26 protein-coding genes are annotated in these 22,513 nt (G+C 50.5%); 20 read left to right on the forward strand and 6 right to left on the reverse strand.

The annotated features are described in order from the left end of the window. Nucleotides 1–4: 4 nt before the first annotated feature. The 16 genes from MUG09_RS00725 (at nt 5) to MUG09_RS00800 (ending at nt 12,098) form a co-directional block, all read left to right on the forward strand. Nucleotides 5–649 carry a TetR/AcrR family transcriptional regulator gene (locus tag MUG09_RS00725; RefSeq protein WP_244772667.1) on the forward strand — a complete coding sequence of 215 codons (645 nt, stop codon included), beginning with the start codon at nt 5–7 and terminating at the stop codon, nt 647–649. 100 nt (nt 650–749) lie between these two features. After that, nucleotides 750–3,104 carry an ABC transporter permease gene (locus MUG09_RS00730; protein WP_244772668.1) on the forward strand — a complete coding sequence of 785 codons (2,355 nt, stop codon included), beginning with the start codon at nt 750–752 and terminating at the stop codon, nt 3,102–3,104. A 27-nt stretch (nt 3,105–3,131) separates the two neighbouring features. Then, nucleotides 3,132–3,899, forward strand: coding sequence for an ABC transporter ATP-binding protein (locus tag MUG09_RS00735; RefSeq protein ID WP_244772669.1), 768 nt, complete (start codon nt 3,132–3,134; stop codon nt 3,897–3,899). Between the two features lie 31 nt (nt 3,900–3,930). Next, entirely contained in the window at nt 3,931–4,410 is a 480-nt protein-coding gene (locus MUG09_RS00740) for a flavodoxin family protein (protein WP_244772670.1), read from the forward strand. Continuing rightward, nucleotides 4,407–5,051 carry an NAD(P)H-dependent oxidoreductase gene (locus tag MUG09_RS00745; protein WP_244772671.1) on the forward strand — a complete coding sequence of 215 codons (645 nt, stop codon included), beginning with the start codon at nt 4,407–4,409 and terminating at the stop codon, nt 5,049–5,051. Before MUG09_RS00740 ends, MUG09_RS00745 begins: the two co-directional genes overlap by 4 nt. A 123-nt stretch (nt 5,052–5,174) precedes the next feature. Next, nucleotides 5,175–6,038 carry a DsbA family protein gene (locus MUG09_RS00750; RefSeq protein ID WP_244772672.1) on the forward strand — a complete coding sequence of 288 codons (864 nt, stop codon included), beginning with the start codon at nt 5,175–5,177 and terminating at the stop codon, nt 6,036–6,038. A 157-nt stretch (nt 6,039–6,195) separates the two neighbouring features. Beyond that, nucleotides 6,196–6,480 (forward strand): type II toxin-antitoxin system RelB/DinJ family antitoxin, encoded by a 285-nt coding sequence (locus MUG09_RS00755; protein ID WP_244772673.1) that lies wholly within the window; start codon nt 6,196–6,198, stop codon nt 6,478–6,480. 27 nt (nt 6,481–6,507) lie between these two features. After that, on the forward strand, nt 6,508–6,909 hold the full coding sequence (locus MUG09_RS00760; protein WP_244772674.1) for a putative toxin-antitoxin system toxin component, PIN family: 402 nt from the start codon (nt 6,508–6,510) through the stop codon (nt 6,907–6,909). Between the two features lie 135 nt (nt 6,910–7,044). Then, on the forward strand, nt 7,045–7,464 hold the full coding sequence (locus MUG09_RS00765; RefSeq protein ID WP_244772675.1) for an ester cyclase: 420 nt from the start codon (nt 7,045–7,047) through the stop codon (nt 7,462–7,464). A gap of 19 nt (nt 7,465–7,483) precedes the next feature. Next, on the forward strand, nt 7,484–7,762 hold the full coding sequence (locus MUG09_RS00770; RefSeq protein ID WP_244772676.1) for a DUF1905 domain-containing protein: 279 nt from the start codon (nt 7,484–7,486) through the stop codon (nt 7,760–7,762). A 1-nt stretch (nt 7,763) separates the two neighbouring features. After that, a complete protein-coding gene (locus tag MUG09_RS00775) occupies nt 7,764–8,177 on the forward strand; it encodes an iron chaperone (protein ID WP_244772677.1) in 414 nt (137 codons plus the stop codon). Beyond that, nucleotides 8,152–8,991, forward strand: coding sequence for a class I SAM-dependent methyltransferase (locus MUG09_RS00780; RefSeq protein WP_244772678.1), 840 nt, complete (start codon nt 8,152–8,154; stop codon nt 8,989–8,991). Before MUG09_RS00775 ends, MUG09_RS00780 begins: the two co-directional genes overlap by 26 nt. Beyond that, nucleotides 8,975–9,463 (forward strand): GNAT family N-acetyltransferase, encoded by a 489-nt coding sequence (locus tag MUG09_RS00785; RefSeq protein WP_244772679.1) that lies wholly within the window; start codon nt 8,975–8,977, stop codon nt 9,461–9,463. The genes MUG09_RS00780 and MUG09_RS00785 overlap by 17 nt, the downstream gene beginning before the upstream one ends. A 57-nt stretch (nt 9,464–9,520) precedes the next feature. After that, nucleotides 9,521–10,384: a M23 family metallopeptidase gene (locus MUG09_RS00790; protein ID WP_244772680.1), complete on the forward strand. Its 864-nt coding sequence runs from the start codon at nt 9,521–9,523 to the stop codon at nt 10,382–10,384. A gap of 10 nt (nt 10,385–10,394) precedes the next feature. Next, nucleotides 10,395–10,757 (forward strand): DUF4180 domain-containing protein, encoded by a 363-nt coding sequence (locus MUG09_RS00795; RefSeq protein WP_244772681.1) that lies wholly within the window; start codon nt 10,395–10,397, stop codon nt 10,755–10,757. A 93-nt stretch (nt 10,758–10,850) separates the two neighbouring features. Next, complete coding sequence (locus tag MUG09_RS00800) at nt 10,851–12,098, forward strand: MFS transporter (protein ID WP_244772682.1); 1,248 nt, start codon at nt 10,851–10,853, stop codon at nt 12,096–12,098. On the opposite strand, the gene MUG09_RS00805 is transcribed toward MUG09_RS00800, so the two are convergent. Then, on the reverse strand, nt 12,048–13,199 hold the full coding sequence (locus MUG09_RS00805; protein WP_244772683.1) for a YgeY family selenium metabolism-linked hydrolase: 1,152 nt from the start codon (nt 13,197–13,199) through the stop codon (nt 12,048–12,050). The genes MUG09_RS00800 and MUG09_RS00805 overlap by 51 nt on opposite strands. Nucleotides 13,200–13,229: 30 nt before the next feature. Continuing rightward, on the reverse strand, nt 13,230–16,133 hold the full coding sequence (locus tag MUG09_RS00810) for a PAS domain S-box protein (RefSeq protein ID WP_244772684.1): 2,904 nt from the start codon (nt 16,131–16,133) through the stop codon (nt 13,230–13,232). Nucleotides 16,134–16,354: 221 nt separating this feature from the next. Here MUG09_RS00810 and MUG09_RS00815 point away from each other — a divergent pair, with 221 nt between their 5' ends. After that, entirely contained in the window at nt 16,355–17,035 is a 681-nt protein-coding gene (locus MUG09_RS00815) for a peroxiredoxin (protein WP_244772685.1), read from the forward strand. Nucleotides 17,036–17,122: 87 nt separating this feature from the next. Here the strand turns inward: MUG09_RS00815 and MUG09_RS00820 are convergent, their stop codons facing one another. Continuing rightward, the gene (locus MUG09_RS00820; protein ID WP_244772686.1) at nt 17,123–17,734 is read right to left on the reverse strand and encodes a 4Fe-4S binding protein; all 612 of its coding nucleotides are present in this window, start codon (nt 17,732–17,734) and stop codon (nt 17,123–17,125) included. Continuing rightward, nucleotides 17,731–18,060, reverse strand: a complete 330-nt coding sequence (locus MUG09_RS00825; RefSeq protein ID WP_244772687.1) for a cupin domain-containing protein — start codon at nt 18,058–18,060, stop codon at nt 17,731–17,733. Before MUG09_RS00825 ends, MUG09_RS00820 begins: the two co-directional genes overlap by 4 nt. A gap of 83 nt (nt 18,061–18,143) precedes the next feature. Between MUG09_RS00825 and MUG09_RS00830 the strand changes: the two genes are divergently transcribed. Further along, complete coding sequence (locus MUG09_RS00830) at nt 18,144–18,803, forward strand: Crp/Fnr family transcriptional regulator (RefSeq protein WP_244772688.1); 660 nt, start codon at nt 18,144–18,146, stop codon at nt 18,801–18,803. Between the two features lie 89 nt (nt 18,804–18,892). Further along, nucleotides 18,893–20,110 (forward strand): COG1361 family protein, encoded by a 1,218-nt coding sequence (locus tag MUG09_RS00835; RefSeq protein ID WP_244772689.1) that lies wholly within the window; start codon nt 18,893–18,895, stop codon nt 20,108–20,110. Between the two features lie 3 nt (nt 20,111–20,113). Here the strand turns inward: MUG09_RS00835 and MUG09_RS00840 are convergent, their stop codons facing one another. Continuing rightward, nucleotides 20,114–20,890 carry a GNAT family N-acetyltransferase gene (locus MUG09_RS00840; RefSeq protein ID WP_244772690.1) on the reverse strand — a complete coding sequence of 259 codons (777 nt, stop codon included), beginning with the start codon at nt 20,888–20,890 and terminating at the stop codon, nt 20,114–20,116. Continuing rightward, nucleotides 20,887–21,750 (reverse strand): DUF2156 domain-containing protein, encoded by an 864-nt coding sequence (locus MUG09_RS00845; RefSeq protein WP_244772691.1) that lies wholly within the window; start codon nt 21,748–21,750, stop codon nt 20,887–20,889. Before MUG09_RS00845 ends, MUG09_RS00840 begins: the two co-directional genes overlap by 4 nt. A 220-nt stretch (nt 21,751–21,970) precedes the next feature. On the opposite strand from MUG09_RS00845, the gene MUG09_RS00850 reads away from it, so the two are divergent. Then, nucleotides 21,971–22,438: a hypothetical protein gene (locus MUG09_RS00850; protein ID WP_244772692.1), complete on the forward strand. Its 468-nt coding sequence runs from the start codon at nt 21,971–21,973 to the stop codon at nt 22,436–22,438. The last annotated feature ends 75 nt before the right edge of the window (nt 22,439–22,513 follow it).

The raw sequence follows: 22,513 nt of genomic DNA on the forward strand, positions 1-22,513 counted from the left end.
GTCTATGACGAAGTCCATTCGGAAACAAAAAGACATTGAAAACAGGCGAAATGAGATATTGGATGCTGTAGAACGCATCTATGAAAAGAGCTTCTTTGACAGTGTAACGATGGATGACATCGCCAAGGAAGCGGAGTTTACCAAGCAGACACTCTATGCCTACTTCAAGGGTAAAGATGAGATAATGGCTTCAATCTATGTCCGTGCCGCCAATCGGATCAATTCCATGATCAAGAGCAAGCTCGATGAGAAAGAGGGTATGACCGGCTATGAGAAACTCGATCTGATGCGCATTGTTTTCACCGAGATAGCCATAAGCAAGCCATTCTATACCAAGATGATGTCGATTTATCAGCTGAAAGATTTGCGCGAGTTCAAGGATCTGGGAATCTATGACGAAATACTTGCCAAGAATGCAAACCTGACCAACTATATGACCGATTGCATCCTCCGCGGCAAGCAGGACGGTAGTATCGCTCTTACGGTCGATGCCCAAAGCGGGGTCCTGTTTCTCAAGGCTTTGATTTTGGGGACGGTCTCGATGGTGGTCTACAACGAGCAGTATATACGCCAGGAACTGGGCCTTTCGCCGTTTGAATCGCTGAAAACCATATTTGAGTTCAGTATGCGAGCTTTTACAGCGAAGTAACAGAATACTCAATACACCCTATCCGTTTGTATGCAACCAGGCTGTAAAGCTGGTAAAGATTCGTGTGCTCCACGTATGCCGTAAGGAAAGAGAAAACAGTATGTTTTGGAAAATTGTCATCAATGATTTCAAGAGAAAGAAAGCGATCACCCTGACTGTGTTCATCCTGCTGACCATGGCTGTTGTATTGGGCGGCAGTGCGACAACCATTGTTGCAAACCTGATGCAGTCTATGGCGGACCTGAAAGAACAAGCAGTTCCCGCCGACATTGCGCAGATGCATGCAGGAGCGTATTCGCAGGCTGATATCGATGCGTTTACCGCACGACAGCAGCAACACATCGCCGCGCAAGAGACAATGGTCCTTCTTCCTGTAGAGCCGGCCAATGTCGGCTATGGTGAGGGTAAAACCTTGGCTGGAACGATACAGGACATTTTCTTTGTGGTGCAAAACAAGAAATTCGATTTCCTGTTGGATCTCAGCAATGAGAAACTTGCTGTCAAGCAAGGGGAGGTCGCCGTTCCCATCCACTTCATGGTGGAGCATGACCTGCATATCGGCGATACCCTTACCGTGACAACCGAAGGGTATACGAAAGCCTTCACTATTTCTGACTATGTGCGTGACTATGAGATGAATGCAGCCATTGCCTCCTCCAAGCGTTTTGTCGTCAACCAAGCTGACTTTGATGCCATGCTTGAGAAGCAAACCGGTGAATTGGAATACATCATTGAATTCAGGCTGACCGAGGGCGGCAGTGCCCAGGCAGTACAGACTGCCTACATCGAGTCAGGGCTTCCTTCGAACGGCCCAACTGTCACTTCCATGGTCTTCATGCTGTTCAACGCGATGAGCGATGCAGCCATAGCCATGGTGGTTGTCTTGATCGGAGCCTTGCTCATCGTCATAGCGGCTCTCAGCATCAAACTTACCTTCCTGGCAACCATGGATGAGGACTTGAGGGAAATCGGGGTGATGAAGGCGATGGGGCTGTCGAAAAAGGATATCAAGAACGTCTACCTTACCAAATATAGAGTGATGTCACTGGCTGCAGGCCTGCTCGGCTATGGGCTCTCGTTTGGAGCAGTACAGCTTTTCAGCGGCAATATGCGGCTGTTTCTCTCCTCTGAACTGAATGGGAGCCTCAAATATCTTCTGTCTTTGATCGCGCCCATCTTTGTCTATCTCATGATCATCCTGTACTGCAAGAAAGTGCTGAGAAGCATAGACTCCATCTCAGCCGTCCAGGCATTGCGCCTTGAGAGTGTGGATGCAAGAGAGGGCCGAAGAAATAGATTCCCCTTGATGCGAAACACATACTTGAACACCAAAATCTATTTGGCGCTTCGGGATGTCGCTCTGCGTTTCAGGTTGTACCGGTTGCTGCTGGTAATATTCGTGGTAAGCACGTTCATCGTGATTCTTCCGCTGAACGTGTACAACACGATGAACTCCCCTGATTTCTCCACCTACATGGGAATCGGGAAATCGGATATGAGAATCGACCTGAGAAAAACAAGCACCATCGATTATGATTTTCAGAGATTGCAGGAAAAGCTCTCCAGCGATCCTGACATTGCAAGGTATGCAGCCTACATAACCTGTTACTACCAAATTCAGAATGCCGAGGGCTCCTGGGATTATGTCTCGCTTGAGACCGGCGATTTCTCTGCCTTCCCTTTGCACTATCTTGAGGGAAGAGCACCAGTGGGGAGCGGAGAAATAGCGCTTTCCTACGCAAATGCCGCTGCTGATGGGTTGAACAAGCAAATCGGGGACGAGGTTGTGGTCAAGGTCAATGGAAGCGATACAACACTGAAGGTATCAGGCATCTATCAGGACATAACCAACGGTGGAAAAACGGCAAAAGCAGACACAAGCCTTGGATTGAACGAAGACGCCATCCTTTGGTACATCGTAAATATCGATGTACTGCCGCACATCAATGTCAGCGAGAAGATGGAGTACTATCAGCGTGCGTTTCCAACGGCTCAGGTAAACGACATCCGAGAGTACACAAGGCAGACCCTCGGAAACCTCATCGATCAGATGAAGGTGGTGGTAATCGGCGGGGGCGCTGTGGCAATTCTCATCGTAGTACTTATCACCGCTCTATTTCTGAAGATGCTACTCTCAAAAGACATGTCCCAGATTGCAATTATGAGAAGTGTCGGGATGAACTGTAGACACATCAGAGACCACTATATGACGGGAACCATAGCGATTCTGATCCTTGGCATCATCGCCGGTGTCGTAGCATCCCATTACCTTGGGAGCATGATCGTAAGCATGGCAATGTCATCAATGGGCATCGCTCGGATAGAGCTCATCGAGGTTGCCTGGCAGACCTGGCTTATCTGCCCGCTCATTCTGATGGTGGTGGTCGGCTTTACCGTATCGGTGAGCTGCAACGCAACCATCGATGATGACATCTCAGTGGTCCTGAGAAGCTAGTACTGTGAATAATCGGAGGAAGAACTGATGCAAGCAATAGTGGAAGCAAAAAACCTGAATAAGAAGGTTCTGTTGGGCAAACAGAATGAACTTCACATTCTCAAGGGAGTCAACTTGGCCGTTGAAGAGGGCGAGTTCGTATCGGTCATGGGACCGTCGGGGAGCGGAAAGTCTACGCTTCTGTACACCCTGAGCGGGATGGATGGAATTAGCAGTGGAAGTGTCACCATACAAGGTCGGGAGATCGGGGGCCTCAAGGAGGAGGATTTGGCGAAAATCCGACTCACTACCATGGGCTTCATTTTTCAGGATATCAATCTCTTGAAGAACCTCTCTGTGATCGACAATGTAATGTTCCCAGCTCTTGTAGCAAAGGGTGCAGATACCCATGCGGTTCATGAGAAGGCAAAAAAGCTTTTACAAATGACCGGCATTGAGTCTCTTGCAGATAATGCAATCACCCAGGCATCCGGGGGGCAGCTGCAACGGGCGGGTATCTGCCGGGCCTTGATCAACGATCCTGCCATTATCTTCGGTGATGAACCGACAGGGGCTTTGGATTCAAAATCGGCAGCCGAGATTATGGCCCTTCTAGCAGACATCAACCAGAAAGGAACGACTGTAGTGCTTGTCACCCATGACGCAAAGGTGGCTGCGAAAACCGAGCGGATTGTGTATATGCTCGACGGCCGTATTGTTGCACAAAAGCACATGGGGCCATTCGATGCACATCGAGACACTATCAAGGAACGAGAAGAACAGGTGATGAAGTGGTTGGTGGAGAACGGAATGTAGGTTTGAGTGTATAAAGAAAGGATGCTGTGAAATGAAACACGTGGTTGTACGAGAGTGTGGTGACTTCGACTTTCCTTGCGGGTATGAACTTGATTTGAACAAGACGGAGCTTAAGGATTGCCTTGGATGCTGGTCCTGCTGGTTGAAAACCCCGGGGCGATGTGTCCATTCCGATTTGAATGAGTTCTATAAGGCCTATCTGGCTGCCGACAAGGTAGTGATTTTTTCAAAGGTGTCGCATGGGTTTGTCAGCGGTAATCTGAAAACGCTGTTTGACCGGATAATCCCGCTCTACCTTCCGTACTTGACCTTCAAGAGCGGGGAGTCGATGCACGTTCCGCGCTATGAATCGTATCCTGAGGTGGAGGTGTACTATGAGGGGGAGTTTTCCACCCCGGAGGACCAAACCCTCTATGTGGAGTACATCCATAGGGTTTTTTATCAGTTTTATAGCACCTGCAAGGTCGTGAAACCCCTATCCGAATTTCCTGTAGAAGAGAGGCTGGGATGAAAACAATCATTATCAACGGCTCACCGAAGGCGGCCCATGGGAATACCGAAGTCTTCATCACACAGTTCTTGAAGGGGATGACCAATCAGAGCGAAGTTGCCTACGTTGCGAAGACCGACCGTCATCAGCTTGCCCGATACATCCGAAGCTTTGACACCGTCCTGTTTGTCATGCCCCTCTACATTCATGCAATGCCCGGCATTGTGATGAAGCTGATCGAGTGCATGGAAAGCGCAACAGGGCCTGGAAAGTCTATGGGCTTTCTGGTGCAATCGGGATTCATGGAGTCGGCGCAGTCCCAATACCTTGAGCGCTATCTTCGCGCAATCACCAAGGATTTGAACTACACCTACCTTGGAACGGTGATTCGAGGAGGATCTGCCGGTATTTCCATGATGCCGGAGTCGATGAACAAGAAGCTGTTCAAGCAACTGAATCAGCTGGGAGCCTGCTTTGAGTGCAATGGTACGTTTGATCGGGACATAGTCAAAGCCCTTGGCTCTGTCCAATCGCTTTCCAAAGGCAGGTGCTTCCTCTTTGAAGCATTGGGAAAAGTCGGCCTCTCGGATGCAATTTTCTGGAATGGCATGCTCAAAAACAACAAGGCCTTCGAGAGGAGATTCGATAGGCCCTTTGTCTAGGCTTGGATGCCTGAGAGCACCGGTTTCAGTGGCCGCTTGCTTTTGCCAACCGAATATGCAACAACTCGAGATAAGAAACCATTGTTTGGATGGCAACATACCTGCAAGTGAGGAGCATAGACGATGAAGCACATCACCATCACCAACTTTACCGATCCTGTATGCATTTGGTGCTGGGGAACCGAGCCAATATTCAGAGCTTTGGAAACCCACTACCCGGACCTTGTCGAATTTCGGTATGTCATGGGCGGCTTGGTCGATGACATCAACAACTTTGCCGACCCGGGCAACGGCATCGATGCCGGAGCAGAGGGCGCGAATGAGCAGATCGTCGAGCATTGGATCGAGGCGGTAGAAGTTCATGGAATGCCGGTCAAGCCGGAAGGCTTTCACTTGTTTTCCAACGAGTTTCCCTCGACATATCCCCAAAATATTGCCTATAAAGCCGCCCAAATCGTGGACCCGGGTAAAGCGGATGCGTATCTGCGTAGAATCCGGGAAGCCACCCTCACCGAAGCCAAGGTTACCGGCGATGTGGATGTGTTGATCGAGCTTGCCTGTGAGGTTGGTCTTGAGCGTGCTGTTTTCAGCAAGGCTCTGAAGAGCAAAAAAGCCGAGCAAGCATTCCATGCGGACCTGAGACTAAACCATGAGGCCGGGGTGGAGGTGTTTCCAAGCTTTCTTGTAGAAGCTGATGGAGAGGGGGAGCCGGTGCTTTTACGGGGATTTATCACTTATGAAGAGTTCAAGGATGTTATCAGGAGCCTGACTCAAGGGACTCTGCTTCCGACTGCAGCATCCCCCTCGATGGAAGCGATTCATGCACTTTTGGCCAAGCATCAAAAACTTGCATTCGAAGAAGTGTACAAGGCTTTTGATTTTGCCTCCCGAGAGCAAGCGCATCACTTTCTGGAGGACTTGATCGGCAAACAGATTCTGATAAAGGAAGAGGTCGGACCCAGCTATTTTGTCAGAATGGGGCTGTGACACTGCTTGAAGGTGCATGATGAGAGGGAATTATTGTTCGAAGGAGCAATGATTTCCTCTCTTCAATTTCCAGCTTGACAGAAGCAAATGTAATCAATATACTACAAATGTAGTCATTTGTATTTATTGGTAGTTATTTGTATATAAGGAGGAGATAATGGCAAACTCATTGATTCAACTTCGAGTTGATGAAAACCTTCGATTGGAGGCAGTAGAAATTTTCGATAAGCTAGGCATTGATCTTCCTACTGCGATTCGAATGTTCCTCGTTCGTTCAGTTCTCGAGAAAGGAATTCCGTTTCCAATGAAGCTGGAAGATGATTCCATTACCCGCAATGCAATCTTTGCCATGAAGGAAGCAAGTCGTCTGGCAAAGGAACATGGGATTTCTGAAATGACGCTGGAAGAGATCAATGCAGAGATTTCCGACGCTAGAAAGTAAGTGGTGTAAAACGTGAGAAGACTCTTTGTGGTTATTGATACAAGTGTCTTGGTCTCTGCAATGATTAAATACGATTCAAACCCAGGTCAAGTTATTGAATTTGCATTCAAGGGAGAATTCATACCTGTTCTCAATGAGCAAATCTTTTCCGAATATAAAGAAGTGCTGGCTCGTCCGAAGTTTAAGCTCACAGAAGAACTGATATCCTTCATTATTGATGGAATCGTGGATAAAGCTGTGATGATTGAGGCAGAAGAAATCAAGGTTGACTTGCCTGATCCTAAGGATGTGATTTTCTATGCAGTTACTATGGAAGCGAAGAAGCTGACTGATATATATCTTGTAACAGGAAATTTGAAACATTTTCCAAGCAGGTCTTTTATTGTTACTCCAAAGCAACTACTCGAAGTGCTTTCGCTCCGACGATAGAATCCAAGGCAGTGTAGATGGAAGAAAGAGAGGGAATTCTTGTTCGAAAGAGCAATGATTTCCTCTCCTGTTAGGCTGGGTCTGGATTGCCTCTCTGCCGCGGTGTAGAATCTTCGATAAGGAGAGGGTTCCTTCATGACCGCAGATGAACAGAAAGACAGGATACGGTACTTCTATGAAGTAGTGGTTTCACAAAATCAGTTGGATAGGTTGTACGACTATGTTGCTGATGACTGTACGGTACGGGTGGGAGAAACAGAGTATGCCTGTGGAATTGCCGGAATGAGAGAACACCTCCAGGCAATCAGGGTTACGTACCCCGACTACTCTATGCGCATCATCCGTCAACACTGTGACGGGGAGTATGTAATCTCTGAATTCATTATGCAGGGGAAGCATGAGGGGCAATGGATCGGCATCAAGCCGACGGGGCGAACCTTGAGTTTCAATGGAGTCGACATCGACCGGATGGTTGATGGAAAAATCGTTGAACATGGCGGTGCGGTCAATACATTTGAGACGCTTTTGGAGAATCGGTTGATACAGCCGGTGTGATTGATAAGGAAATACGAGCATGTACAGCTTTGATGCAATCATAGAGAAGGTGCCCGATCAGGATGGAGCCTATTTAGCAGTTCCAATCGATATCAAGCAGGTGTTCGGAAAGGGAAGGCTTAAGGTGCATGCCACCTTCGATGGGCATCCGTATGACGGTAGCGTAGTGAACATGGGCCTTGCAAATGCCGATGGCAGCATCCGCTACATCATCGGTGTCCGTAAGGACATCCGGAAAAGCATTGGAAAAGAACCGGGAGACATGATAAAGGTGACGCTCCAACAAAGGGAGGTCTGAGATGTGGACGTGTGAAAAATGTGGCCGTAGTTTTCAGAAAACCAATCAGAGTCATAGCTGCGGGAAAAGCGAGCCTACCATTGAGGCCTATATAGCATCCCAGCCAGAATCAATCAGGCTTTTGCTTTCCGAACTGCATCAGGCCATCGGTTCATCAATTCCCGAAGCAGAGCACCGTATGTCCTGGGGTATGCCCACTTACTGGAAAGGGGGCAACATTATTCACTTCTACGGTCATGCCAAGCATGTGGGAATCCATATCGGATTGGATGTACTTGTCCATTTTCAGGCTCGGTTGAGTGCATACAAGACCGGCAAGGGCTCGGTACAGTTTCCCTACGACAAGCCCATCCCCTATGCCTTGATCGCCGAAATGGCAAGGTGGAGTTATGAGACACTGCAAGCTCGACATTGAAGCATTGATACAGCAAACCGAGCATCCCAAACCGTACGACAGGGGAAAGGACAGTATGTGGACCGATCCCTATATCTCGGAAAAGCTGCTTGCAATACACTTGGACCCCTCTGTAGAGGCGGCAAGTCGTTCCCCGAAGGCCATCGAGGCGACGCTCGATTATATCCAGAAACTCGTGCCTCGGGGTGCATCCATCCTCGATCTGGGCTGCGGGCCCGGCCTCTATACCCATCAGCTTGCAAAGCGGGGCTATGAAGTGACCGGCGTGGACTTCTCTTCGGTCTCCTTGGACTATGCAAGACAAAGACGTGATGAGGAAGGTCTTTGCATCACCTACCTGAAGCAGGACTATCGGAGCCTGAAACTCGATCAAACGTATGACTTGATCATGATGATTTATTGCGACTTTGGAGCTTTGGTGCCTGAAGAGCAACACCACTTGGCCTCACTGATCAAGCAGCATCTGAAAGAGGGTGGCCTATTCCTCTTCGACTCCATCACCGAAGTAGGAATAAAGCAGATGCACTTCAATGCTTCCTACAGCTTCTCCAAAGGTGAAGGGTTTTACAGTCCCGAGCCCTACCTATGCCTGGACAGGAATTTCCATTTCCCTGACCAGTGTGCAGTGCTGGAGCAACACTTCATTATCTTCGAGGATGGCGAAACCAAGCTCTATCGCTTCTGGAACCATTACTTCTCAAACGACCAAATCAAAGCGCTGGGCTTTTCACGCATATCCAGGCAAGCAGGCTTGCTCTATGGACATGGACCGTACAACAACGAAGAGGTAGTTTTTTATGCAGTACAACCTTAGGCCGCTCAAACAAGAAGAGTATTCTTTGCTTGAGGACTTTCTCTACGACGCCATCTTTGTTCCTGTCGGGGAGGAAGTTCTGCCTCGGTCGGTCCTGCTTGAACCCTCCATCCAAAATTACTATCAGGATTTTGGAAGGGCGCATGACTACTGCCTTGTTGCAGAGCAGGAGGGTAAACTTCTAGGAGCCGTCTGGGCAAGAGTGCTGTCGGGGCCTGTGAAAGGGTACGGCTATGTGGATGAGCATACCCCTGAACTTGCCATTTCTGTACAGAATGAATTTCGCGGGATGGGCATAGGTACTGCATTGCTTCGTGCAATGCTCGATTTGCTTCAAAGGGCGGGGTACGGACAAACCTCCCTCTCGGTTCAGAAGGAAAATCCTGCAGCGGACCTCTACAAACGCCTTGGATTCACCACCCTTGAGGAAAAGGATGAGGATTATCTGATGCTGTATGCCTTTGCTCGGTAGGCAGAACACTTCTCATACTCGAAGTGACACGGTATTGTATGGAAAAAGGATGCCGATATGTTTCTTTACAGGCTCTCTGTGTTCAGCAAATGGGCCAAGTATATAGGCCTTCTTTCTTACCTGCTCTCCTTGTTCAGTGACTATGCCCTGTTCTCCTACCTTACGCTGTTTGCCTTGTTTGTGGTGGTGGAGATAGCCCTCAATGCATCGGTGTTCTTTGGGTCGATTGCACTGCTGTGGGGCATGCTTGTGATCAAGAGGCGGTACCGGAACAAGCTACCTTCGGTGGAGACTTTTCGCAGTAGTGTAATCTACAGCCTTCCCTTCGAAGGGCATTGGGCCGTTGTCAACGGTGGCTTTACCCAGGAGTACTCACACTCATGGAATATTCCCGTCCAGCGCTATGCCTACGACTTTTTGCAAATGGAGAGCGGACGTTCCTATTCAGGGAATGAACGGGAGGTAGGAAGCTATTACTGCTACGACAAGGCGATTCTGTCTCCTGCAGACGGGGTGGTGGTGAAGGTGAACAACCGCTCAAACGATAGCCTAATATTGGGAAAGGGTAGGTATTTCAACCGGTCAAACCACATTGCAGGCAACTATGTGATAATAAAGCATGCAGAGGATCAATACAGTCTTTTGGCCCATTTGAAGAAGGACAGCATAGTGGTCAAGGCCGGTGAAAAGGTTGTTCGAGCTCAGACGTTGGCACGATGCGGGAATAGTGGAAACTCCACTGAACCGCATCTGCATTTTCATCTGCAGAACGGACCGAATTTCTATACCAGCGTCGGCCTTCCCATTCGTTTCTCCGACATAACAATCCAACCCTGCCAGTTGGATGGCCGGCCTGTCATGCCTCTGCCCTCGATTCCAGACGGGTTCATCAGCAGAGGCTATATCGTGCAAAATGGATGAGGAGGGTGTCATGAACATACAGGTGATCCAGCATACGAGTGTCCCAATCGCCCGGGTGACAAGTAATTCGATTCTCATCTTCGATGTAGACTCGGCCTTGGACCTCATGGCCAGTGTCCACTATCAGAGTGGGGTGCGTAGGCTCATTCTCGACAGCAGTGCCATTGACGAGCGGTTCTTCGACTTGAAGACTCGTCTGGCCGGCGATATTCTGCAAAAGTTCGTCACCTATCAGACGAAGCTGGCCATTATCGGGGACTTTTCAGTGTATACGAGCAAGAGCCTGAGAGACTTCATCCGAGAGAGCAACAGAGGTAGCGATATCTTCTTTGTCGGCAGTGAAGAGGAGGCGATTGCAAGACTCTCGTTCTGAGCAGGTCTTTACAGGTCCTGCTCTTCTCGCTACAGTGAGGACGTCGGTAGGAGCTCTGTTGCATCTCCTTATTCACCCTTACGTTGAGAATATATGCAAGACACCTTACAACAGAAGGCACCCCCATTGTTTTCCAAGCGGGTGGTCCTCTTTCTTCTCAGTCAGAATCTCTCCATCTTCGGCTCTTCTGTAGTCGGATTTGCCATCATCTGGTACATCACCTTGGAAACCTCCTCGGGTATCTATCTCATGCTGGCAACCCTTGCGCAGATGGTGCCCCACCTGGTCATCAGCCTCTACAGCGGGGTATGGGCCGATCGTCACAGCCGCAAGGTCCTGATCATGCTCAGCGACAGCTTCATTGCAGTCGCCACCCTTGTTTTAGCCCTTGTCTTTTCCTTAGGCTGGGAGTCGATCGGGGCCATTCTCGCCGTTTCGGTGATCCGCTCCATAGGTAGCGGAATCCAGAGCCCGGCTGTGAATGCAATCATCCCCCAATTGGTGAGTGAGGAACACTTGGTGCGTATCCAAGGAATCAACCAGAGCATCAGTTCGGCTCTTATGCTGCTCTCTCCTGCAGTAGGGGGCATGATGCTCGGCCTCTTTGGCTTGGTCTCCACCTTTTATCTGGATGTGGTAACAGCAACGCTTGCAGTCGTGGTTTTCAGCTTCATCAAGGTTGCCAAGCCAAAACGGGCGGAAGAGACGCACTCGGTCGCAGCAGATATGAAGGTGGGTATTTCCTACACCTTCTCCAACCCCATCCTTCGTAACCTTCTGATCTGTTATGGCTTTTCGTTCTTTCTCATCACCCCCGCGGCCATTCTTACACCCCTGCTCGTTGAGCGCACCTTCGGCGGTGAAGTATGGCGTTTGACTCTCAACGAGATGGTGTGGACCGGCGGAGCGCTGCTCGGCGGGCTGCTGGTCTCGCTGAAGGGAAATTTCAAGAATAAAGTCACAGCGATATCACTCTCCTTGGTGGCCTTCGGCTCCTGTTTCGCCCTGCTCGGTGTTGCCCCCACCTTTGTCATCTATCTCATCGTCATGGGGTTGGGTGGAATTTTTGTTCCCTTCCTCAATACAGCCGAGATAGTCATGATCCAGGAGATAAGCGATGAGGATAAGCTGGGAAGAGTCTTTTCCATCGTGCAGATACTCAGCGGAAGTGCCATCCCCCTGGGAATTCTGGTTTTCGGACCTCTCGCAGACCGGATTTCAATCCAGATTCTTCTGGTGGTCAGCGGTATTCTCTTGGTTGCAGTGGGCCTGATCTACGGGCGCACTGCGTCAAAGCAGCAGGTGGTCAAGCAGGCTGAGGTACCCACCCAGGGCCAGTGAGAGCTGCTCTACACTGATGTACTCGTCAACCGTATGGGCGAGCTTCTCATCCGATGGCCCGTAGCCTATGGTCGGAATGCCGGCCTCGGCGCAGAAGTGGCTTGCATTGGTGCAAAAACTGTAGTGCGATAGCGTGCTGGAAGGCAGTGCCTTTTTGGCAGTCTGTACCAACGGGTGGTCCTCATCAAGAAGCCAGGCAGGGAAGAATCGCTTAGCACTCATCCCAATACCGGTATAGCAGCAGAGACTGTCCTCGGCCACCGATACGCTTGCCTCGATCGCAGGGTGCTTGTCCAGGACCTGCTGGATCGGAACGAGGATCGATGCTTCCGTTTCTCCGGGGAGCAGGCGCCTGTCGAAGGTGACCTTGCACGATTCGGGTACTACCGACAAACCCGGATAGGGTGAGGAGATTATGTCGGTCAAGACCAGAATCCCGTCCCCAAGCACACTATGGTGCGGTGGTTCGAGGGCAAGAATCTCAGGCAGCAGAGTCAGCATCGCGCCAACTGCATTCACCCCTTCCTGAGGATTGGATGAGTGACAGCTCTTTCCAAACGTTTGCAGCACTATCTCGGCCCGTCCCCGCTGTCCGCGCTTGATGGATAGGGAGGAAGCTTCTCCCACAATGACGATATCGGGCTTTATCCGCGCTGTCACCAGACGGGATGAGACGCCTTCGAAGCACTCTTCAAACACGGTACCCGAGACATGGATTGAACCGTGAAAATTGCCTCCAGTCCTCTTCTTGAAAGTCGCTGCCGAGACGATCATGGCACTCAGGGCGCCCTTCATATCGCTGCTGCCCCTGCCGTAGATGCGTCCATCAACCAAACGGCCTTCAAAGGGACCATATGTCCACAGCTGGGGATTCTCAACTCCCACTGTATCGATATGACCGTCCATGAGGATGGCCGGCCCCTCTGCTTTGCCGTGGATGCTGCCGATCACACTACCATGGGCGTCGATAGAGACTTCATCAAAACTAAGTTTCTGCATGGTTTGCTGGATATAGGAGGCTACGTCGCCCTCGGATCCTGAAAGGCTGGGTCGCTTGATGAGCTCCTGACAAAGAGTGATGAGTTGTTCGTTGGTTTGCATGACCCTATCGTAGGCCGGATAGAGAGAAAGTCAAGCTTTGTTGAGGACCTTGGTGATGAAAGTTTCAATCAAAACAGGATTGAACTGGGTATTCTTGCGTTCTCGCAAGAGGGTGACAGCCTCTTCTTCGCTGACAGAAGTACCATGCAGCCTGGGACCGACAAGGTCGGCATAGATGTTTGCAATGGCAAGAATCTGGGCTTCCTGGGGAATATCCTCGTGCTTCAGGCCTTGCGGATAGCCATTGCCGTCCCACCGTTCGTGGTGATGCAGCACCGCCTCGGAGAAGGGGGCATACTCACCGACAGAACGTAGGATATTGTACCCGATCTCAGCATGGCGTTTGAACTCAAGTAACTCGCTTCGGGTCATTTCTTTGCTTGACTTGTTGATGATCGCCGGTGAGATGGCGATTTTGCCCAGGTCGTGATAGGTGCCTGCAAGGCGCATTTCCTGGATCTGATGCTCCTGGTATCCAAGCACATGGGCAAAGGAGGCAGCGAGTTCGGCAACCTTGCGGCTATGTTCCTCAAGGGTGGGATCCTGGCTGAAGAGCCGTTCAAGCAGTGAGGAAATAACCTGTTTCTTGAATGACAGGCTGCTGGCGAGCTTGTTCTGGTACATGACATCCTCGGCCATCTTGAAAGTGTCCTCGAAGTGGTCGCCGTCCTCTTCCTTTACTGCATAGCCAAAGGAGACCGAGACCTGGATGCCCTTGATGTGTTCTCTCTGGAGTGCCGCATTAAGGCGTTTTACTATGGTCTGGGCATGAAGGGCGTCGGTTTGGGGGAGAAGCAGGACAAACTCATCACCACCGATGCGGCTGATGATGTCGTCCTCACGACAAGTCTTGCGCATCACCTCGGCGACCTTGCGCAGCAACTCATCCCCGGCCTCATGACCGAAGGCGTCGTTGGTAAGCTTCAAGCCATTCACATCGGCGACAACCAAGGTGAGGGGATAGTACGGCTCGGTGTCGAGCTCCTGCTTGACTTGGTCGTAATAGCGGCGGTTGTTCAGCCTCGTCAGGGGATCGGTGAAGCTCAGTGAAAGTATTTCACGTTGTTTCTTGCGCTGCTCGGTGCTGTCCCGGAATACAAGCACTACTCCGGTGATCTGCATTCTGGCATCGAGGATGGGGGCCGCACTGTCGTTGATGTACCGTTCAAAACCGTCACGGGCGATGAGAATGGTATCATCGGCAAGTTCAATGGCCCTCTTTTGCTCAAGCACCTGTCGTACGGGATCGGGACATGCCTGACGGTCCTTGCCGCAGAGAATTTTGAAAACTTCTTCGAACCGCCTGCCTTTCGCTTCCTCCGCATTCCAGCCGGTAAGCGTTTCGGCAGCCTTGTTCATGAATTGAACATTACCTTGGGCATCGGTGGAGATCACCCCGTCACCGACGGACAGCAGGGTGGTCTCAAAGAGGTTTTTCTCGTAGATGAGCTGAGCTTCCGTCTCTTTTTGCTGGGTGATATCGTCGATGATCATCACAAAATAGCCGTGCTCAGGACTGAAGGAGGATATTCTGAAGAGCCTGTGCAGGCCGGCATTGTACGCTTCGAAGGTCATCGACTCTCCGGTTAGGGCGACCTTGCCGTTGTTTTCGAACCATATCGGTTCCACCACATCGATGAGCTCGGTGATGCGCTTGCCGACCGAGTTCTTGTTCTCAAGGCCTGTCTGTGCCTCGAAGTTCTGGTTGACCCTGAGGATGCGGTAGTCGTTGGGAACCCCGTTCTCGTCAAGCAGGATCTGGCTGTAGGCGAAACCTTGGTTCATGCTCTCAAAAATCTTGCGGTTTTCCTCCTCGCTGCGGGCAAGGGCCTGGGCGTCGGCAACACGCTTTGATATATCGGCATGGGTGCCGGTCATGATGAGCGGGTTGTGTTGCTCGTCCCACGTAATGACCTGCCCGCGGTCGAGAATCCAAACCCAGTGGCCGTCCTTGTGTTGCATGCGTACATCGCAGGAGTAGAAGTCCATTTCTCCGCGAAAGTGTTGCTCCAAGAGAGCAATGGAGCGGGCAAAATCCTCAGGTTCCGTCAGCCGCTTGAACGTCTCAATGGTAACCGGTTCGAGCTCCTCTTTTGTATAGCCGAGCAGGGAGGCCCAGCTGTCGTTGACCTGCACCGTACCCGTTACGATGTTCCACTCCCAGGTTCCCAGATTCGAGCCCTTGATCACCGATGCAAACCGGTCGCGGGCAGAACGCAGCTCACGTTGGTCTCGTTCCTGTTGGCGTCGGTATCGGTCCAGACGGACTACTGCTCCGCGGCCCGCAAAGAACGTAATAAGGATAATGAAGATAGGACCGAGGAAGGTGATAATGCGGTCGAGCAAATACCAGAAGTCAACCTCCTGCTGCCGGATCGCCAACAACTCATATTCGGTTGTTTCGATTTGGTCGAGAATCGATTCCAACTCAAGAGAGAGGGATTTGGAGATTTCCATCAACTGATTGAGTTCTTCCTCTTCGATGTGAACGGTAACTTCCCCGGTTAGCGTATCGCGGAAGGCGAGCATTGGTTGTACCGCCTGGACGATCAATTCATTAAAAGTGTCTTTCAGATCCTTGAGGCGTTGCTGCTGCACTTCGTCACCGCGGGTGAGTATGCTGAGCTTGATGTGGTGCTGGTCGAAGGAGTAGGAACTGACACCGATTTCCTGCAAATAGCGCCGATCCCCGGTGAGCAGGTAGCCGCGCTCTGCAATGCGGATGTTGAGGAACGTGCGCATCAGGCTTTTGGTTTCAGTGATTACCTCATAGGTATGGCTAAGCTTGCGGTTGGTTTCAATCGCACGGGTGGTCAAGCTCATCTTGATATACCCTATGACTAAGAGGGCGGCAAGAATGAGCACTAAACCGATGATGAATCGTCGGGTGATGCTATGCTCTTTAATAGAGAATTCTCCTTCCTTATTTTCCATATCATACTCATATAAAGTACGGCATAACAAGAGTTTTGTACTCCATTCAAATTGCTTTGGCCCACAAAGAGGGATAAAGCTCTATCTTGTTTGATTTTCAGCGGAATAGGTAAGACAAAGAAGCTTAATAGTAAAATATACTAATAAGTACTTGATATTATTAATAGGATTGATTACTATTAGTCCATCAGAAAATCACCATAATTAAGGAGACTTACACCATGGACGAAATGCAGAACACCCCAGCCGGCATGCCCCTGATCGGAGACAAGGCCCCCGCTTTCAAGGCGGTTACCACCCAGGGCCCGATGAACTTTCCCGAGGACTACAAAGGCAAGTGGGTTATTCTTTTCAGCCACCCCGCCGACTTCACCCCTGTCTGTACCACCGAATTCATGACTTTCGCATCGATGGCCGATGAGTTCAGATCCCTGAACACCGAGCTGGTGGGTCTTTCCATCGACTCCCTGTACGCCCACATTGCATGGCTGAGAAAAATCCAGGAACTTGAATGGAACGGCATGAAGAACATTGAAGTGAAGTTCCCGGTCATCGAGGACATCAAGATGGATGTGGCCCGAAAGTACGGCATGGTCCAGTCCCAGTCCTCCACCCAGGCGGTCCGTGCAGTCTTTGTCATCGACCCCAACGCAGTAGTGAGAACCATTCTCTTCTATCCTGCTTCCACCGGTCGCAACTTCGATGAGATCAAGCGCGTCGTGCTTGCCCTTCAGAAAGCCGACAAGGATCAGATCGCCACTCCTGCCAACTGGAGACCAGGCCAGGATGTCATCATCCCCACCCCCGGCAGCTGCGGTACGGCAAAGGAACGCATGGAGAGCAAGGACGAGAATCAATACTGCCTCGACTGGTTCCTCTGCTTCCGAAAGGAAAAAAAGTAACCATACCGGTGCCAATCAGTATAAAACCAAGGAGGGAGAGTCGCCGCTCTCCCTCTTTCTGGTACGTGTACATCCTTCGTTGTTTCGTTACTTGTAAGAAATTGCACCCTTGGTGCAGACACGCTCGCACTCGTGGCACACAAGGCACTCGCCCTTGATGATCCGGTGCTTCTCTTCCTTCACAATGGCTCCACTCGGACAGGCCTTTGCGCAGCGGGTGCAGTTGGAGCACAGTGATGGATCGATGACCATGGCCTTTCTGGCAACTCTGCCCGGCAGCGAGAGGATGGTCCCATAGGGACAGAGCCAATGATGCCACAGCTCCTCCTCAAAGAAGAGGGAGAGTAAAACCCCAACCAGGACAAGTGCAGGAAGAACGGGAAGCTTTTTTCCGGTTCTGAATACGACGACCATCACAGCCAAGAAAGCAAGGAGCATGATAATCCTGAACACTCCATTCTTAAAGAAGGCAGGGGTTTTGAGGCTCTTAATCTTCAGCTTCTTTTTCAGATGGCTCATCGGTCTTAGGATGGTGTTGATCGGACAGAGCCAACCGCAGTAGAAGCGGGAAAAGAGGATGGCGAGGAGGGCCGAAGCGACGAAGATTACCATCCATACCTGTATTTTGCCGCTGATGAGCAGGAAGACGAACAGGGCAAGGGATAGGACCTGAATGGTTCGCTGCAATACTTTTTTCATACCTTCTCCGCCTTATATGCCCGTGGGTGAGGTGCTTTGACAATGAAGAATTCAAGAGCTTCCTTGCCGGTGTTGGAAATGTTCATCTTTGTATGGAACGGCACGTTCACCACCGATGCCTGATAGTAATTCGCCTCCTGCTCATCCAGCTGAATCGTCAGGCTTCCGCGTACGACAACGAGGTAGACGTTCGAGTCTGAATAGTGTTCAGGCAGAGCATCGCCTGTTGCCAACACTACGTGGTTGATCATCGCCACATCGTCACCGACCAGTTTTTCAATGACTTTCTCATGGGTTTGCGTATAGGTATACTGCTTTTCAATCATGGTTGACTCCTTCTTGCTGAAGTCTAGTATAGAAGCCAAGAGAGCGATAGAGTGTTACATATGCTACACTTTTGGAGGATGGCATGGATATCGTACACTCCCTGGGCAAGGTTGCCCTGTTTCAGTGCTTTTCGGATGAGGAGCTGGCTCGTTACCTCAAGCAAGGCGGTATGAATCTCATGCACTTTGAGAAAGACCAGCTGGTAGCCCTGCAGGGCGACGCATGTGCCTCCCTCGATGTAATCATACAAGGCAGCCTCTCGCTGCAGAGCATCGACGAGCAGGGGACCGTCTTCAAGGCCAGGGTGCTTGAGGCGGGGGATGTTTGGGGTGCGACTTTGCTGTTCAGCAGGTACAACCACTACCCGATGCAGGTTGTGTGCGACCGTGCAAGCTCGGTCGTACGCTTGAAGAAGGGTCTGGTTCTTACACTGTGCACTGAAAAGCGGGAGTTCTTGGTGGGTCTTCTTCAGATTATCAGTGACAGGGCTCATGAGCTGGGGCTGACGGTGACCAAGCTCAATGAGCAGACGCTCAGGCAAAGTCTGCTTGAATACCTGCACCAGCTCTGTCGGCAACAGGGCGGCAATACCGTGATGTTGCCCATGAGCAAGACCGAGCTTGCAAACCGCCTGGGGTTTGCCCGGACTTCCCTCAGTCGGGAGTTTACCTTACTGCAACATGAAGGTCTGCTCACCTTCAACGGCCGAAAGGTTTGTCTTCATATTTCTTCAAACAGTTAAAGAGTGTGTGAAGATATACCTGTGCATGTTGCCTTCCTCTTTCTCTGTTGCTATAGAGTTAAGTAACAAGAGATGAAGGAGAATTGTCTATGAAGCGAACACGTATACTCTTGATGATCAGTTTTGTCGTATTAATCGGGATGGTTGCCGTAACGGCTGCCCCGACTGCTGAGAAACAGTATGCAACTCTTCAGACTTCCGATATTACTACCATGAGTCTTGAGGAGCTGAAGAAGTCCATCGATACCCTCAAGGATGCGGTGGTGCGCGAACAGGATGAAGCGTACAAGAACCTGTCCCAAGCCCGCTCCAAGGGCGATAGAACTGCTTATTTCGAAGCATGGGAGAGTCTGAACAGGCTTGCAGACTATCGGATGACCAGTTCACAGACTGAAGCGTTGCTAGAGAGGATTTTGGCACTTGATGAGCCCAAGCGAAGCGAGTATGCAGCATGGCTTTATCAGATCAGCGCCTACTACAAGCCCTCTGTGACGCTCGACTTCTCTTCCGAGGGGGAGAATTACCGATACAGCTACCGTCAGCAGATCAGGCGAGAACCGGGTTCACAGATTACCCTTCCCGATAGTTCCCAGATCAGGTTCAATTCCACTCACCTCGGTGTGCTCGCCGGATGGGGTTTGACACCTGATGAAGTGACGTATCAACCGGGTGAGACGATTACGATGAGCTATACCGATCAGACGCTCTATGCCATCTATCAGAGCGGGGTGCGGTTCGTCGATGACCTGAACAAGACCGATGTCTTCTTTGAGGAAGGGAAGGTCGAGGTCCCCACTCCCGCTTCGGGTGATGCTTCTGCGATTTTTTCCGGCTGGTATGACCAAACGACAGGAAAGCTCATCACCGACCCTGTTTCTTATACCACCGAAGGAAAGGGGGCTTTCTTTGAGGCTTTATGGAAGCGCCTCGCCATCGAGGATGTCACGGTTCTCTACTACGACCAGACAAAGCTTCCGACCAATACCCAGATCGGTATCGGCTTCTCTTACAGCAATACAGGTAATGTGAACCTTTCCGGCTTGAAGGCTGTGCTCTCTACACAAAGTGATTATGTTCGGATTCTAAGGGATGAACTGCAGTTGGGAAGATTGTCCGCAGGACTGTCCAGTACGAACAACAGTCGCTTTGCAACGAAGAGCAAGCAACAGGTACGTGGTGAAGCCAATACCTTCCGCTTCATTGTAAGCGATTCGGCTCCAGCAGGTTCTGTTATTCCGTTCACCCTGACGATCACCAACGACAAGGGTGACAGTTGGTCCCATTCCTTTGAGGTGACGGTGCGTTAGCAATCAGTATTGTTCAGCAATGTAGACGCCCTGCATTGATGTGTCAGTGCTCATCCCCATCGGGATGGGCACTGCTTTCTTCCTGTCCAGCAGACGGGTCAGGAAGGAGTTTTCCAGGGTGTGCACCTCTGTAACAGCATTGGATGCAAGCAAAGCCAGCAGCTCTTTGGCTGCGGTTTCGTCACTGGCACAGGTTTCAACGGCTTTGCCTCCACTGATGAACGCATAACCGTTTTGAACACAGAGCGTTTGATAGCCTTCGGTCAGGAAGTCCCAGGCTTTCCTGTCACGAAGCAGGCATCCATGAAGAGCGTGTTCGGTTCGGTAGAGGCTGTCCAAGTGCTCGATATCCATGGGAATCGAAGCAGCTGATGAGGCCTCAATACCCTCCAAGGGGAAGGCGAGTACCGAGGAGGTGGTGTAGTATCCGTTTGCTTCGTAGAAGGGGCGTACCGCTGGAAAGAGCGTGATGGGGTGGTTGTATGCCTGCTTAACGGCGGCAAGCAAGGCTCCCATGATGCCCTGCTTGCGATGAGAAGCATAGGTTGCTGCACCTACGATGAAGGAACATTCCTTGATGGTCCCCCCTTGTAGATACTGAGCAGGCAGTGCGTGCAGGGCGCTTACGATGATCCCATCCTTGCGGGCGACAAAGATGTGTTCGCTGGCAAACCGAACAGTAAAGAAGTGTTCAAGGAAGACCGGGTCTTCAGAAAATACTTCCGACCAAAGGCTCTTCAATGAAGAGAAATCTTCTTGGTTTGCCCGTTCGATGATCACTGCTTGGTAACCCTGTACTTTTCGACCATGAGGTCGGGTTTGTAGGAGAGTTTGGCTTTTCTCAGGCCTTCAACTCCCGCGTCTTCCTGCCTGTTTACGTATTTGACATCGGAGAGGTACTGGGAACAGAAAAGCTGGTTGATAACCGAATAGATGCCGATGTAGGAGGTGTCACCCTTCTCAAAGTGAACGATGGCCAGTTGGTCGTCGATGATTTCTCCTACCGTAAAGGCTGTCAGGTGATGGTCCACACAGACCAGCATTCCCACGAGGCCGAGGGTGTCCCAGTTGTCGAAAGCAAGGCGCAACGCCCTCAACTCGTCCTGGATTTCCTTCGTGTCGCAATCCTTGGTTTCCAGCCAGGTGGTGGAGGCCATTTTATAGCACTCGTCACGCATCTCCTTGGTGGAGAGCGAGCGGACTGAGTAGGTGTAGTTCCGCTCGAATTGGGAGATGTGGTTTCGTTTGGCCTGCAGCTTCCTTCCACTGAGGTGGATCAGTTTCTGGCTTTCATAGATGTAGTCATCCAGCGCACGCACATGCTCGATGGTGTAGCCGAGTTTCTGTAGTTCCAAGGCTTGTTCGGAGGGGACGCATTCCAGATGGAAGCGTTGTCCGCTTTCGTTGCAGTGGGCCTCTAGCTCTGCCATGGCTTTGGGCAGATCGTCGGTGATGGGCAGCAAAAAGCAGTCATCCACATCCAGATGCATGTACAGAGCCGTATCTGTTTTACAAATGGTCAATCCGATGGCTTCTTTCCAGAGAACCGAATAGGAAAAAAAATACTCGTAGGCAAAGTACTTGCTGTACGAGGGGAATAGGGCTTTGTCCGCAAAGGACGGTGTATAAAAATGTAACATGACACCTCAAATATTTATATGTACGCATGTATTGATACGTCGTTTCGCACCAATAGTCAAGGCAAGGAGAGCCCGACAGACGTAAGATACTACTTTGAGTGTGGAGGGGCAAGGAAGAAAGACAGGTTTGTACTATGGTTGAATAAAGAAAAGGAGGGCGGTGGAGCTGATGACAATTCCCTAAACCCATAGGAGACTATAGGTGGCAGGAGGGTCTGCTATGAAGAGAATACTGACTGTGTGCTTTCTGGTTGTACTGGTATTCTTGGTGGTTGGGTGTGAGGAGTCGGTTAGCTATGAGCAAGAGCCCAACGATATTCGTGAACAAGCAACTGTTCTCTTGCGGAAAATCGGAAATGGAGCGATTAGTTCAGATTCAGACGAGGATTATTGGGTTGTTACTGTACCTGATGATGGAGAAACCCACTCATTTAGAATTAAAAATCTTACAGGCAATCTGCAGTTGATGCTGTATGCATATGATACCGAAAATTCGATGATTGATGCGTCTGCTGCGTATGAGACAAGTATGCATGAAAATCCGTTACGTTCAGATAATCCTGATCTCTGGTCAGAAGAAATCCACATAACAGTACGTGATCGACTTGTTCTTTATTTGTTGGTACAAGTCCAGGCAGATGGGGGAAGTTCAGGCTCGTATACCATAGAGCATGTGATAATTGACTGATTGCAACACATCCTCCTGCTTTTGTTGCAAAAATTCATATTGGCGTTTCTTGTTGTTGCAGAGGATGGAATCTGG

Source organism: Sphaerochaeta associata (genome assembly GCF_022869165.1).
In the GTDB taxonomy this organism is placed as follows: domain Bacteria; phylum Spirochaetota; class Spirochaetia; order Sphaerochaetales; family Sphaerochaetaceae; genus Sphaerochaeta; species Sphaerochaeta associata.